Source organism: Pseudomonas sp. P4_B3 (assembly GCF_056402295.1).
On record NZ_JBFUHR010000022.1, the window covers coordinates 1 to 12,964 of the forward strand.

The following is a 12,964-nucleotide window of genomic DNA, read 5'->3' on the forward strand; positions in this document are numbered from 1 at the left end:
TTGCTTGATTCAGTTGTTAAAGAGCGGTTGGTTAAGATCTTTCGTCTCAACCGAGGCGCGCATTCTACAGCAGCCTCATTTGCTGTCAAGTGGTATTTTTCAGAAGTTTTCCAAGTTTCCTTTTCAACTTCAACCACTTGCGCTTCAGATCTCTCGTCAGCGGGAGGCGAATTCTACAGCGTTACACGCTGCTGTCAACACCCCTTTTTCAACTTCCTTTTGGCTTCGATGACCTGAAGCAACCTGCTGCCGAAAACTTCATAACTCATTGTTTACCAAGGAGTTTTCCGTTTCGACTGCGCCGGAAGTGGGGCGAATTATAGACACCTGTAATCTGCCGTCAACCACTATTTACGCCTTTTTGGCAGAAGAGCCCTTTTTAGCCACTAAACGCGGGATTCGACGAGCCAAAGGCGGTAGCCGCAGCACTAACAGCAATGCACCTATAGATGCATAGATCACCCACTCCTTCAGGTCGGCACGCACAATCCAGAGCATATGCAGTAATCCAAGCCCGAGAATTACATAAGCCAGGCGATGCAACTTCTTCCAGTGAACACCCAATCGCCGCTGACTGTATCGATTGGAAGTCACCGCCAATGCCAGCAAACCAAGAAAGCCCAGCGCACCGACAATAATGTAAGGCCGCTTGCGCAACTCGACACCCAGCTGCGACCAGTCAAAACCAAGTATGAATGCGCAATAACTACTGAGGTGGAGCAGCACATAGGCAAAGCACCACAATCCCAACTGTCGCCGCACGGCATTCCACCCCGCCCAACCGGTGAGCTTCTGCAAAGGCATCATGCTTAAGGTTACAAGCAGCAGAACAAGCGCCCCCAAACCCAGTCGATCAACCAGTACCTTGCCCGGATCCGGCCCGAGGACATCCTCCCAGGCCTGGTACAACCACAGCAGCGGCCACACCAGCACCACGACAAAGACACCGACACGCCAAAACGGATAGCGCATCAGTAGTTCTTCCTCAGGTCGAGCCCCGTATATAGAGAGGCGACTTCCTCTGAGTAGCCGTTGAACATTTGTGTGTCGCGCACATTGGGCTTGAACAAACCACTGGGCAGGCGGCGTTCACGCGCCTGAGTCCAGCGAGGATGATCAACCGTGGGATTCACGTTCGCATAAAAGCCATATTCATTCGCAGCAATGCTCTGCCAGGTGGTTTTCGGCTGCTCGCTGACCAGACTGATGCGCACGATGGACTTGATGCTCTTGAAGCCATATTTCCAAGGCACCACCAAACGCAACGGCGCGCCGTTTTGATTCGGCAACTCACGCCCATACATACCCACCGCAAGAATCGCCAATGGGTTCATCGCCTCATCCAGACGCAGCCCTTCTATATAGGGCCAGTCGATCAAGGCAAAACCGGAGCGCTGACCCGGCATGCTTTTGGGATCCTGCAGGGTTTCGAAGCGGATGAATCTGGCTTTCGAGGTCGGCTCGACCTCCTTGAGCAAGGCCGAGAGCGGAAAACCGATCCAGGGAATGACCATCGACCAGGCTTCCACGCAACGCAGCCGGTAGACTCGCTCCTCCAGCTGATACGGTTTCATGAAGTCCTCCAGCGCATACCGCCCAGGCTTGCCCACCTCCCCGTCCACCACCACCGACCACGGCTCCGCCTTCAGCGTGCTGGCATTGGCAGCCGGATCACCTTTGTCGGTGCCGAGCTCGTAGAAGTTGTTGTAGTGGGTCGCATCCTTGAACGGTGTGATCGCCTCATCCTTGACGCTGACCGCGCCCCACCGGGTGGTCGGAAGTTTTTCGCTGAACCAGGCAGGCGCCTTGCCGGGCTCGACATCCGGATAACGCGCAGCATCGCCAGCGCTGGCCCATTGCGGCAGGCCGCCCAGAGCGAAGCCGGCAACCGTGGCGCCGAGCACTTTGCGTCGAGATAGATAGAGGGATTCAGGCGTGACGTCCGACTCATGGCAGTCGGACGTTCTGGGGACTTTGATCAGCATGGTTACTCCGCAGCTTTGGAGGACAGATGCACCCATAGACTGCGGAGTATGAGGGAAATTACGCGCTCTTGTTACGGCGAAGACGTAACAGGTATTGAACCGGGCCGGAGGCTGCATAGGCGAGAAACACCAACAGCAGGATGCGTGGCGGATCACTGAAAACAACCGCGAACACCAGCACTACCGCGAGGATCGCCACGAACGGCACACGGCCTTTCAAATCCAGTTCCTTGAAGCTGTTGTACTTGATGTTGCTGACCATCAGCATGCCGGCCGCAGCAACCATCAGCGCAACCAGGAAGGACATCTTCGACCCCTGGATACCGTAATCGCTGAACGCCCAGACGATGCCTGCAACCACACCCGCCGCAGCAGGGCTGGCCAGGCCGATGAAGTAGCGCTTGTCCGCCGTACCGACTTGAGTGTTGAAACGCGCGAGACGCAATGCCGCGCCCGCCACATAGATGAAGGCGACCATCCAGCCAACCTTGCCCATGTCACCCAAGGCCCAACCGAAGGCCAGCAATGCCGGCGCCACACCAAAGGCAACCATGTCCGACAGCGAGTCGTACTCGGCACCAAAGGCGCTCTGGGTATTGGTCATGCGGGCCACGCGACCATCAAGACCGTCGAGCACCATGGCAACGAAGATCGCGATGGCTGCAAACGCAAAATACTTGCTCGCATTGGCCGAGTCACCGGCACTCAAAGCCGCCTGGGCGCTCATCGAGTTGATGATGGAATAGAACCCTGCGAACAGGTTCGCAGTGGTGAACAGATTCGGCAGAAGATAGATACCACGATGCCGGACTTTACGACCTTCAGCGTCATGCCCTTCCTCGACATGTTCATCGATGGGCAGCAGGCTTTCGGCGTCAGAAGCCTGGTTTGGCTCTTCGGGGCGTTCGCTCATGGACATTACCTTGCAACGGGGTGGAAAGTCTGGACAGGTGTCTGGGACGACGGTTCGGCCGCAAACGATGCAGCTTTATACCAGAACCGGCCCCCCAAACGAAAAAACGCGGCCTAAGCCGCGTTTTTCGTACAAGGGCGTGACTTAGTTTTTAGCTTTGTCGACGATCTTGTTGGCACCGATCCACGGCATCATGGAGCGCAGTTGCTCGCCGATGATTTCGATACCGTGAGCGGCGTTGTTACGACGCTTGGCGGTCATCGAAGGATAGCCGGTAGCGCCTTCGCTGATGAACATCTTGGCGTATTCGCCGTCCTGAATACGTTTCAGGGCGTTGCGCATGGCCTGACGGGATTCGGCGTTGATCACTTCCGGACCGGTCACGTACTCGCCGTATTCGGCGTTGTTGGAGATCGAGTAGTTCATGTTGGCGATACCGCCTTCGTACATGAGGTCAACGATCAGCTTCAGTTCGTGCAGGCACTCGAAGTAGGCCATTTCCGGCGCGTAGCCAGCTTCAACCAGAGTTTCGAAACCGGCCTTGACCAGCTCAACGGTACCGCCGCACAGAACGGCTTGTTCGCCGAACAGGTCGGTTTCGGTCTCGTCCTTGAAGGTGGTTTCGATGATGCCGGTACGACCGCCGCCAACGCCGGCAGCGTAGGACAGAGCGACGTTCTTGGCGTTGCCCGAGGCGTCCTGGTAGATAGCGATCAGGTCAGGGATACCGCCGCCCTTCACGAACTCGGAACGTACGGTATGGCCTGGAGCCTTCGGCGCGATCATGATCACGTCGAGGTCAGCGCGCGGCACAACCTGGTTGTAGTGGATCGCGAAGCCGTGGGAGAAGGCCAGGGTGGCGCCTTTCTTGATGTTCGGCTCGATTTCGTTCTTGTACAGGGAGGACTGGAATTCGTCCGGGGTCAGGATCATGACCAGGTCGGCAGCTGCAACGGCAGAAGCAACGTCGGTCACTTTCAGGCCGTGGGCTTCAGCCTTGGCAACGGTAGCCGAACCTTTGCGCAGGCCGACAGTCACGTCAACGCCGGAGTCTTTCAGGTTGCACGCTTGAGCGTGGCCCTGGGAACCGTAACCGATGATGGCAACTTTCTTGCCCTGGATGATCGACAGGTCGCAGTCTTTATCGTAGAAAACTTTCATGAATTTCCCCTATATCAGGCCGTTCAGGCCGTTCGCTAATTTGGTTTAGATGCTGAGTACTTTGTCGCCGCGGGCAATGCCGGTCACGCCACTACGGACGGTTTCCAGAATCGAGGCGGTGCCAATGGACTGAATGAAGCTGTCGAGCTTGTCGCTGGTACCGGTCAGTTGAACGGTATACACGCTGGCGCTGACATCGACGATCTGCCCACGGTAAATATCGGTAGTGCGCTTGATCTCGGCACGCTGGGCGCCGGTGGCCTTGACCTTGACCAGCATCAGTTCGCGCTCGATGTGAGCACTCTCCGACAGGTCGACCAGTTTTACCACTTCGATCAGCTTGTTCAGGTTCTTGGTGATCTGCTCGATGACTTCATCGTGACCAACCGTGGTCAGCGTCAGACGCGACAGGGTCGGGTCTTCGGTCGGGGCCACGGTCAGGCTTTCGATGTTGTAGTTGCGCTGCGAGAACAGGCCAACCACACGAGACAGAGCACCGGGTTCGTTTTCCAGAAGCAAGGAAATAATGTGCCGCATGATTAGGTACGCTCCGTCTTGCTCAGCCACATATCGCGCATGGAGCCGTCTTTGATCTGCATCGGGTAGACGTGCTCACTGGTATCGACCGAAATATCGATCACCACCAGGCGATCTTTCATGGCGAACGCTTCTTCCATCTTCGACTTCAAATCTTTCGATTCAGTGATGCGCACGCCAACGTGACCATAGGCTTCTGCCAGCTTGACGAAGTCAGGCAACGACTCCATGTAGGAGTGCGAGTGACGGCTGCCATAGCTCATGTCCTGCCACTGACGAACCATACCCAGAACGCCGTTGTTCAGAATGACGATTTTTACCGGCAAACCGTATTGCAGACAGGTGGACAGTTCCTGGATGTTCATCTGGATACTGCCTTCGCCCGTTACACAGGCAACGTCGGCATCCGGGTAGCTCAACTGAATGCCCATGGCCGCCGGAAAACCGAAGCCCATGGTGCCCAGGCCACCGGAGTTGATCCAGCGGTTCGGTTTGTTGAACTTGTAGTACTGCGCAGCAAACATCTGGTGCTGGCCCACGTCGGAGGTCACAAAGGCGTCGCCCTTGGTCACTTCGCACAGGGTTTCGATCACGGTTTGCGGCTTGATGACGCTGCCGTCGCCCTTGTCATAAGGGAACAGGCCGCGATCACCACGCCACTCGTCAACCTGCTTCCACCAGCTGGCAACGGACTCCTTGTTCGGGGTCTCGCCGATTTCCTTGAGGATCGCGACCATTTCGGTCAGGACACTCTCGACCGGACCCACGATAGGCACATCGGCCTTGATAGTCTTGGAGATCGAAGCCGGGTCGATGTCGATGTGAATGATCTTGGCATTCGGGCAGAACTTCGAGGCACCGTTGATGACACGGTCGTCGAAACGCGCGCCGACAGCGAGGATCACGTCAGCATGGTGCATCGCCAGGTTGGCGGTGTAGCTGCCGTGCATGCCGAGCATGCCGATGAACTGACGGTCGGTGCCAGGGAAGCCACCAAGGCCCATCAGGGTATTGGTCACTGGCAGGTTGAGCATCTTCGCCAGTTCGGTCAGTGGTGCGGAACCACCGCCGAGGATCACGCCGCCGCCCGAGTACAACACAGGGCGCTTGGCCGCCAGGAGCATTTCTGCCGCCTTGCGGATTTGACCGGAGTGACCGCGAACAGCCGGGCTGTAGGAACGCAGCTTGGCTTTTTTCGGGAAGACGTATTCGAACTTCTCGGCCGGGTTGGTCATGTCTTTCGGGATATCGACAACGACCGGGCCAGGACGACCGGATTGCGCCAGGTAGAACGCCTTCTTCATGACTTCCGGGATTTCCGACGCGTGCTTGATCATGAAGCTGTGCTTCACGATCGGCCGGGAGATACCGATCATGTCGGTTTCCTGGAACGCATCGGTGCCGACCATGGTGCTAGGCACCTGGCCGGAAATGATCACCATCGGAATGGAGTCCATGTAGGCGGTGGCGATACCGGTGATGGCGTTTGTTGCGCCAGGACCGGAAGTCACCAGTACCACACCGGCTTTACCGGTGGCACGGGCGTAGCCGTCAGCCATATGGGTAGCCGCTTGCTCGTGACGAACCAGGATGTGGGTCACTTCCGGTTCTTTGAACAGGGCATCGTAAACATGAAGAAGAGCACCACCCGGGTACCCGTAGATATATTTGACGCCTTCGTCGCGCAAAAAGCGGACGAGCATCTCACCGCCAGATAAAAGCTCCACGTTGCTCACCTCTAAAACGCCAGAATACCGCCCACGAAAAATGGGACGGGTCTTAATAGGTTTACTTCTCGGCAGAGCATGAGCGACGGTGGTCGCCGACTACGTCAGCACTGACTGAGCAAGTATTGGGATCGTCCCAAGTGTTGCGGGCCTTTCCCACCCAGCGCGAGGTAACGCGTTGCGGGTGTAACAGGTCGACGCGGATATGCGCCTCATGATCTGCTGAGAGGGTCTGCTTCTGGCAGTCCCTGTACAGCGGACTTTGGATTCTTCTGTTTCGTCCTTCGCAAGTCAAGTCGTCTACGTGCTTTATTCTACTAAGCACATGAGAACGCAAGAAAAAACCCGTAAATCAGCCGTGTGTTAGCTTCGATTGCGCAACTTTTGGCAAAAAATTGGCAGGCGAATGCACTTAACTAGCAGCAGGCGACAAAACAGAGAGAGATTGTGAACAACTGCCAGCGGACGCTGGCAGCTTCTGGCTCAGCGAGACGCTGTGATCAACTGATCAAACTGTTTGAGCAATACCTGCAACTGCCGATCCTTGCCCTGGACATTGCGTCCGGCAAAGACCATTTCAGCCATTTCCTGAATGCCCGAAGCATTGGGTAGCGGCAAATCCTGCTCAAGGATCATCTTCATGCGCGGCAGGAAGATCCACTGCAGCCATTGCTCGAAATCCAGTGTATCGACCGAAAACGGCTCGACACTGGCAAGCGCTTCAGCAGAGGGCGAGACTTCATCCCACCACCCTTGCACCCGCAACTCGCGCTCGATCAACAACAGTTGATCGGCGATTTTCAGAAAGCGCGCGTCCATCACAGCGTTACCTTGGCCTTTTGACGAGCCAGTGCCGCGCCCTGGGAATCACTCTGCTTTTCACGCGCCTGGGCAATCAGCTCCCACAAGTTGGCCTGAAGGGCTGGACGACCATTGGCAAAGGTCAGCCCACGGCGAGCGAACTGCTCGGCCTGGGCCGCATCGCCCTGAGCCATGCGCACCTGCGCCAGACGGTAAAGCACCTGCGGCTCTCGCGGTGCAACGCGTTGGGCGCGTTCGAGGCTGGAGGAAGCACCGTTGAGATCACCGCTCGCCTGCTGCTGTTGAGCAGTGGTCAGCAAAGCCAATACCGGGCCGTCCAGTTGCTCGTCTGCAGAAAGCCCGCCCGAACTGGCCGACGGAATCCCGCTTGGCGACGACGGCATGCTGTAGCTGCCCTGATTGATCGGCGCCGACTGGACCGGCGACGTGTCAATTGGCCCCGGCGTGATCGGACCCGGGGTAATCGGTGTGGTGCTGATCGGCGTCGAAGTCGTTGCCGCGCCTGGCACCATCACCACTACACCGCTGTCGCCTTGCGCAATCGCCTGGGTCTGCGACTGGCCTTGTACAGGGCGCTTGACGGTCGTCTGGCGGAAGCCGCCATTGGCCGAGATCCGCTCACTGTTGGACACGACGGTGCCGGAATCCACAACCGGAATCGAGCCACGTTGTACGCTAGAACAACCGCTGAGCAAAGCTACGGCGGCAACCGCTGGAATCAACCACTTGTTCACTTGAAACCCTCTTTGCTTAATTCATCCAGCCCTTGACCCAATCCATTACCGACTCGGCAGGGTTTTCACCACCGCAAGCGGCGCCGGGAGGCGGTTCGCTGCCGCGAATATACGGCATCTGTACGGCACCTGGGCAACCGGCGTCAGAACCTTGCCCGGTTCGCGAATCAACCCAGGCCTGAACAATATTGTCCGGCTGCGGCATATCCAGCGGCAACGGGTCGGCCTTGCGCATGAAGCTGGTCCAGACCTGCAGAGCCCCGGTGGCGCCGGTGAATGGCGTCTTGCCGTTGTCGTCGCGACCCAGCCAGACCACCGCCAGCAAGTCCTGGCTGAAACCGGCAAACCAACTGTCCCGCGAGTCGTTACTGGTACCGGTCTTACCCGCCAGGGTCAGGGTCCTTGGCAGCACGTTATAGACCGAACTGCCGGTACCTTCACGCATCACCCGCTGCATGGCGCTCTGGATCAGGTAAATGGAGGCAGGATCGAAACGCTGCTGAATCTGGAACGGATAACGCTTGAGCGGCTCGCCCTCGGCAGTCAGCACGCTTCGGATCCCGCGCATCGGCGTATTGAAGCCGCCGTTGGCGAGGGTCTGGTACATGGTCGCCACTTCGATCGGCGTCATGCCGCCAGCGCCGAGCAACATCGACGGGAAGGCCGGGAACTCACGAGACACCCCCAGGCGCTCCACCGTCTTCAATACGTTCGGCACACCGACCGCCAAACCAAGACGCGCGGTCGACAGGTTGTAGGAGTGCGCCAGGCCTTGATAGAGGAAGACCGTACCGTGAGAACGACGATCATAGTTCTGCGGTTTCCAGACCTGACCATCCGCGCCTTTGACCGAGAAGGATTCGTCCGACAGCCAACTGGTCAATGTGTACTGGCTTGGTTTCTCCAGTGCAGTCAGATAAACCGCCGGCTTGATCAGCGAGCCGATCGGCCGTACCGCATCCAGCGCCCGGTTGAACCCGGCAAAACTGGCCTGGCGACTGCCGATCATGGCCTGCACTTCACCCGTCTCCGGGTTGGTCACGACCATTGCCGCTTCGACGTCATCGGAACCCTTGCGCCCCGCCAGACGCTTGAAGGTGTCGTTGACCGAGGCTTCAGCCTTCATCTGCAGGATCGGGTCGAAACTGGTGAAGATCCGCAGACCTTCTTCGGTCAAGTCTTCGTCGCGATAGTCTTCGCGCAACTGACGCTTGACCAGATCGAGGAAGCCGGGGAACGAGCTGTCCGCCAGACTGCCGCGCTTAGTCACGCCCAGCGGCATTTTCTTCGCCGCCTCAACCTGCTCGGCAGTCGCAACGCCCTGCTCCTGCAGCACATCGAGTACCAGGTTGCGCCGCTCAAGGGCACGCTCCGGATAACGACGGGGGTTATAGGCAGAAGGTCCCTTGACCATGCCCACCAGCAGTGCGACCTGATGCAACTTGAGCTCAGCCAGCGGCTGACTGAAGAAGAACTGGCTGGCGAGACCGAAACCATGCACCGCGCGCTGACCGTCCTGCCCGATAAACACTTCGTTGAGGTAAGCCTCAAGGATTTCGCGCTTGTCGTAATGCAGTTCAAGCAGCAGCGCCATCATCGCTTCGGTGAGTTTGCGGTTCAGGCTGCGCTCGTTGGTCAGGTAGAAGTTTTTGACCAACTGCTGAGTCAGGGTACTGCCGCCCTGACGCATGCGGCCGGACGAACCGTTGACCCAGACTGCACGGGCGATCGACTTCGGCGAAACACCAAAGTGATGATAAAAATCGCGGTCCTCGACCGCCACCAGCGTTTCAAGCAAATACGGCGGCACCTGATCGATCTTGATCAGAATCCGGTCTTCGAGGTTTTTCGGGTACAGGCCGCCGATCAGCAGCGGCTCCAGGCGCACCACCGACAGTTTCGAGCCTTTTGCCCCCGCCAACTCGGCCACGTAATCGCCGGAGAAACGCACCCGCACCGGTTGCGCTTGTTCCATGCCTTCATAGAACTGGAAGCCACGGGTATTCAGATCGACGGTATTGCCGTTGACCGACGCCGCCCCCGGACCATTGGCCACGCTTTCACGGCGATAGCCCAGGGCATCGAGTTCAGTCAGAAAATCATCCCTGCTCAGCTTTTGTCCGACGAACAGCTCGAGCGGGCGCGCGTAAACCTTGGCCGGGATGGTCCAGCGCTTGCCGGAGAACTTCTCCTGGACGATTGCATCAAGGTAAACGGCGAATCCGGCCAGCACTACCAGGGCGACCAGACTGAGTTTAATGGCCCAGCCCAGCCACGGGCGCAGGCCTCTGGAGGGTGGTTTTTTTGGGGTTCGGGGAGTTCGAGTACGAGTCATGGCGGCGGATTATACGCACTTTATTCATCCTCAACAGGAGCGCTCCGAGGTTTGCGTCGAGCGGACTTGCGGCCATAATGACGGCCTTGAATTTCCCAGTCTCTGAAGGATCGCCTGTGAGCCAGTCCCTGATCGCTGCCCTGCAAAACCCTGCCCTCTACCCGCATCCTGTAGAGGGATTCCAGGTCATCGAGACCCATATTTCCTGGGTACTGCTCACCGGCCCCTATGCCTATAAAGTGAAGAAGCCGGTCAATTTCGGCTTTCTCGACTTCACCAGCCTTGAGGCTCGCGAACACTTTTGCACTGAAGAACTGCGTCTGAACCAGCGCCTCACCGACGATTTGTACCTCGAAGTGCTGCCCGTCACCGGCAGTGCCGAGGCTCCGCAACTGGGTGGTGAAGGCCCGGCCATCGAATATGTACTGAAGATGCGCCAGTTCCCGCAAACCGGCTTGCTCAGCACCCTTCAAGCCAATGGCGAACTGACCACCGCGCACATCGACGAGATGGCCGGGCAAATCGCCCGCTTCCACCTCAGCGCACCGAAAGTGCCAGCCGGGCACGAAGCCGGCACCCCGGACAGCGTCATGGCGCCGGTGCAACAGAACTTCGAACAGATCCGTCCGTTCCTCAGCGACAAAGCCGACCTGCTGCAACTCGACGCCCTGCAAGCCTGGGCCGAAAGCAGCTTCGAACGCCTCAAACCGCTATTCGCCCAGCGCAAGGCCGAAGGCTTCATTCGTGAATGCCACGGTGATATCCACTTGGGTAACGCAACCGTGATCGACGGCAAGGTCGTGATCTTCGACTGCATCGAATTCAACGAACCGTTTCGCTTTACCGACGTTTATGCCGACACCGGCTTCCTGGCGATGGACCTGGAAGATCGTGGCCTGAAGTGCCTGGCGCGTCGCTTCATCAGCCAGTACCTGGAGCTGACCGGTGACTATCGCGGCCTCGAACTGCTGAACTTCTACAAAGCCTACCGCGCACTGGTTCGCGCCAAGGTTGCCCTGTTCAGCATGCCGGCCGAAGCCACTGCGGTGCAGCGCGCCACGACCCTGCGCCAGTACCGCAACTACGCCAACCTGGCGGAAAGCTACAGCACCATTCCTTCGCGTTTCATGGCCATTACCAGCGGCGTTTCCGCCGTCGGCAAGAGCCATGTCGCCATGCGCCTGGTCGAAGCCCTGGGCGCGATTCGCCTGCGCTCCGATGTCGAGCGCAAGCGTCTGTTCGGCGAGCAAACCGTCGAGAATGATGTACAGGCCGGCATCTATAGCGCCGACGCCAGCGCGGCGACCTATACCCGCCTGCACGAAATCGCCGACGTCATCCTGCGTGCGGGCTTCCCGGTGGTGGTCGATGCCACTTACCTCAAGCGTGATCAGCGTGACAGTGCCGCAATGGTGGCCGAGGCCACGGGCACACCCTTCCTGATCCTCGACTGCAATGCGCCACAGGCCGTGATCGAAAGCTGGCTGGCCGTGCGCCAGGCAGACAAGAAAGACCCGTCCGACGCCACCCTGGCTGTTATCGCAGCCCAGCAAGCCAGCCGTGAAGCGCTGACACCCGCAGAAATCCTCTGCAGCAAGCGCGTCCAGACTAATGAAAGCGGGACGCTCGATACCGTTGTCGCGCAAATTCGTCAGCGCCTACCGGGCCTGTAAGGAAGTTTTTCAGCCGTGAAGTCTCCGCTGGCTTCACGGCCGCCAAATAGTGGCACTATACTGGCGTCATAAAACCAACAGGTGATGCGACATGAGCCAGCCGAAATTTCTCGACACACCGCTTTACGCCCTTCTGCACAAAGACGACATCAGAGGCTTCAACAGTGAACGCCCCAAGGATGGCCCCATCGACATGGCGGGTGGAGACTTCCGGGGGCTGGACCTGCGCGAGCTGAATGCCGACGGTGTGGATTTCAGCAACGCCTACTTCCGTTCCGCCGACTTGCGCGGCATTGATTTCAGTAAAGCGAACCTGGAAGGCGCGAGCCTGGCCCACGCGCAAATCTCCGGCGCCTACTTTCCGGTGGAACTCAGCGCCGACGAAATCCTGATGTCGATGAACTTCGGCACGCGATTGCGTTATCGCACCCGCTGACCAACGTCGCTGACTGACACGTCCAGCGCCCCTGATTGCGCTGGACTGTGGAGGGATACTCGCCCGTAATTCCTGATTCTTCCCCACCTCTTCCTACTGCGTTCGCGGATTTTTCACGCTCTGCCAATACTCGTTTCTTAGAAGCATTTGCGTCGAAAACGAGCAAACAATCACGCGTTTCCTACTGATGGCTACACTCCTCAGAAGATTGCCCACGCTCTCCATTCGGCCATCGCAAGGAGGCTTGATGAATGATGAACTGCAACACCTGAAGAATCTTGGCAAGACGTCAGCGCAATGGCTGCATGCCGTGGGCATCCATAGCGCGTCGGACTTGCGTCGCCTCGGGGCGGTGGATGCTTATCGGGCCGTGCGCACGCGCGGTTTTCGGGCGTCCAAGGTGTTGTTGTACGCAATTGAAGGCGCCCTGATGGACGTTCACTGGAACGACATTCCTGCCGAGCGCAAGGAAGCGCTGAACAAACAACTGGAAGCCATCTCTACACGCCACAAGATTTGATCCGACAAATACTTCTGAAGCTTTGCAACCTGAAACCCAATGATTACGGGGCCTGCAAACGCAAATCCGGAAAATCGCAAAGAAATCAAAAAACAGCGGTTGACTTGGTAATGAGAATCGA

12 protein-coding genes are annotated in these 12,964 nt (G+C 57.9%); 3 read left to right on the forward strand and 9 right to left on the reverse strand.

Annotation, left to right across the window (positions count from 1 at the left end; all coding sequences use genetic code 11):
- Positions 1 to 351: 351 nt before the first annotated feature.
- The 9 genes from msrQ to mrcB all read right to left on the reverse strand — a co-directional run bounded on the left by msrQ (position 352) and on the right by mrcB (position 10,214).
- The gene (gene msrQ / locus AC1DWG_RS23775) at positions 352 to 972 is read right to left on the reverse strand and encodes a protein-methionine-sulfoxide reductase heme-binding subunit MsrQ (RefSeq protein WP_477764618.1); all 621 of its coding nucleotides are present in this window, start codon (positions 970 to 972) and stop codon (positions 352 to 354) included.
- Positions 972 to 1,985 (reverse strand): protein-methionine-sulfoxide reductase catalytic subunit MsrP, encoded by a 1,014-nt coding sequence (gene msrP, locus AC1DWG_RS23780; RefSeq protein WP_477788435.1) that lies wholly within the window; start codon positions 1,983 to 1,985, stop codon positions 972 to 974. The genes msrQ and msrP overlap by 1 nt, the downstream gene beginning before the upstream one ends.
- 58 nt (positions 1,986 to 2,043) lie before the next feature.
- On the reverse strand, positions 2,044 to 2,898 hold the full coding sequence (gene pssA, locus AC1DWG_RS23785) for a CDP-diacylglycerol--serine O-phosphatidyltransferase (RefSeq protein WP_007971084.1): 855 nt from the start codon (positions 2,896 to 2,898) through the stop codon (positions 2,044 to 2,046).
- A gap of 144 nt (positions 2,899 to 3,042) precedes the next feature.
- Positions 3,043 to 4,059 carry a ketol-acid reductoisomerase gene (ilvC, locus tag AC1DWG_RS23790; protein WP_003228216.1) on the reverse strand — a complete coding sequence of 339 codons (1,017 nt, stop codon included), beginning with the start codon at positions 4,057 to 4,059 and terminating at the stop codon, positions 3,043 to 3,045.
- Positions 4,060 to 4,104: 45 nt separating this feature from the next.
- Positions 4,105 to 4,596, reverse strand: coding sequence for an acetolactate synthase small subunit (gene ilvN / locus AC1DWG_RS23795; protein ID WP_003176102.1), 492 nt, complete (start codon positions 4,594 to 4,596; stop codon positions 4,105 to 4,107).
- A 2-nt stretch (positions 4,597 to 4,598) separates the two neighbouring features.
- The gene (locus tag AC1DWG_RS23800) at positions 4,599 to 6,323 is read right to left on the reverse strand and encodes an acetolactate synthase 3 large subunit (protein ID WP_477759975.1); all 1,725 of its coding nucleotides are present in this window, start codon (positions 6,321 to 6,323) and stop codon (positions 4,599 to 4,601) included.
- Positions 6,324 to 6,806: 483 nt separating this feature from the next.
- Positions 6,807 to 7,142: a YqcC family protein gene (locus tag AC1DWG_RS23805; RefSeq protein ID WP_223454881.1), complete on the reverse strand. Its 336-nt coding sequence runs from the start codon at positions 7,140 to 7,142 to the stop codon at positions 6,807 to 6,809.
- Complete coding sequence (locus tag AC1DWG_RS23810; RefSeq protein ID WP_477764620.1) at positions 7,142 to 7,879, reverse strand: tetratricopeptide repeat protein; 738 nt, start codon at positions 7,877 to 7,879, stop codon at positions 7,142 to 7,144. The genes AC1DWG_RS23805 and AC1DWG_RS23810 overlap by 1 nt, the downstream gene beginning before the upstream one ends.
- Positions 7,880 to 7,895: 16 nt before the next feature.
- Positions 7,896 to 10,214 (reverse strand): penicillin-binding protein 1B, encoded by a 2,319-nt coding sequence (gene mrcB, locus AC1DWG_RS23815; protein ID WP_477759974.1) that lies wholly within the window; start codon positions 10,212 to 10,214, stop codon positions 7,896 to 7,898.
- A 116-nt stretch (positions 10,215 to 10,330) separates the two neighbouring features.
- Between mrcB and AC1DWG_RS23820 the strand changes: the two genes are divergently transcribed.
- The 3 genes from AC1DWG_RS23820 (at position 10,331) to AC1DWG_RS23830 (ending at position 12,843) form a co-directional block, all read left to right on the forward strand.
- Positions 10,331 to 11,887 carry a bifunctional aminoglycoside phosphotransferase/ATP-binding protein gene (locus tag AC1DWG_RS23820; protein WP_477764621.1) on the forward strand — a complete coding sequence of 519 codons (1,557 nt, stop codon included), beginning with the start codon at positions 10,331 to 10,333 and terminating at the stop codon, positions 11,885 to 11,887.
- Between the two features lie 91 nt (positions 11,888 to 11,978).
- Positions 11,979 to 12,323, forward strand: coding sequence for a pentapeptide repeat-containing protein (locus AC1DWG_RS23825; protein ID WP_477756315.1), 345 nt, complete (start codon positions 11,979 to 11,981; stop codon positions 12,321 to 12,323).
- A gap of 247 nt (positions 12,324 to 12,570) precedes the next feature.
- Positions 12,571 to 12,843, forward strand: a complete 273-nt coding sequence (locus AC1DWG_RS23830; protein ID WP_108216473.1) for a TfoX/Sxy family protein — start codon at positions 12,571 to 12,573, stop codon at positions 12,841 to 12,843.
- Positions 12,844 to 12,964: the final 121 nt, after the last annotated feature.

Coding starts and splice junctions, on each gene's coding strand:
- msrQ (WP_477764618.1), bottom strand. CDS start 972: ATGCGCTATCCGTTTTGGCGTGTCGGTGTCTTTGTCGTGGTGCTGGTG.
- msrP (WP_477788435.1), bottom strand. CDS start 1,985: ATGCTGATCAAAGTCCCCAGAACGTCCGACTGCCATGAGTCGGACGTC.
- pssA (WP_007971084.1), bottom strand. CDS start 2,898: ATGAGCGAACGCCCCGAAGAGCCAAACCAGGCTTCTGACGCCGAAAGC.
- ilvC (WP_003228216.1), bottom strand. CDS start 4,059: ATGAAAGTTTTCTACGATAAAGACTGCGACCTGTCGATCATCCAGGGC.
- ilvN (WP_003176102.1), bottom strand. CDS start 4,596: ATGCGGCACATTATTTCCTTGCTTCTGGAAAACGAACCCGGTGCTCTG.
- AC1DWG_RS23805 (WP_223454881.1), bottom strand. CDS start 7,142: ATGGACGCGCGCTTTCTGAAAATCGCCGATCAACTGTTGTTGATCGAG.
- mrcB (WP_477759974.1), bottom strand. CDS start 10,214: ATGACTCGTACTCGAACTCCCCGAACCCCAAAAAAACCACCCTCCAGA.
- AC1DWG_RS23825 (WP_477756315.1), top strand. CDS start 11,979: ATGAGCCAGCCGAAATTTCTCGACACACCGCTTTACGCCCTTCTGCAC.
- AC1DWG_RS23830 (WP_108216473.1), top strand. CDS start 12,571: ATGAATGATGAACTGCAACACCTGAAGAATCTTGGCAAGACGTCAGCG.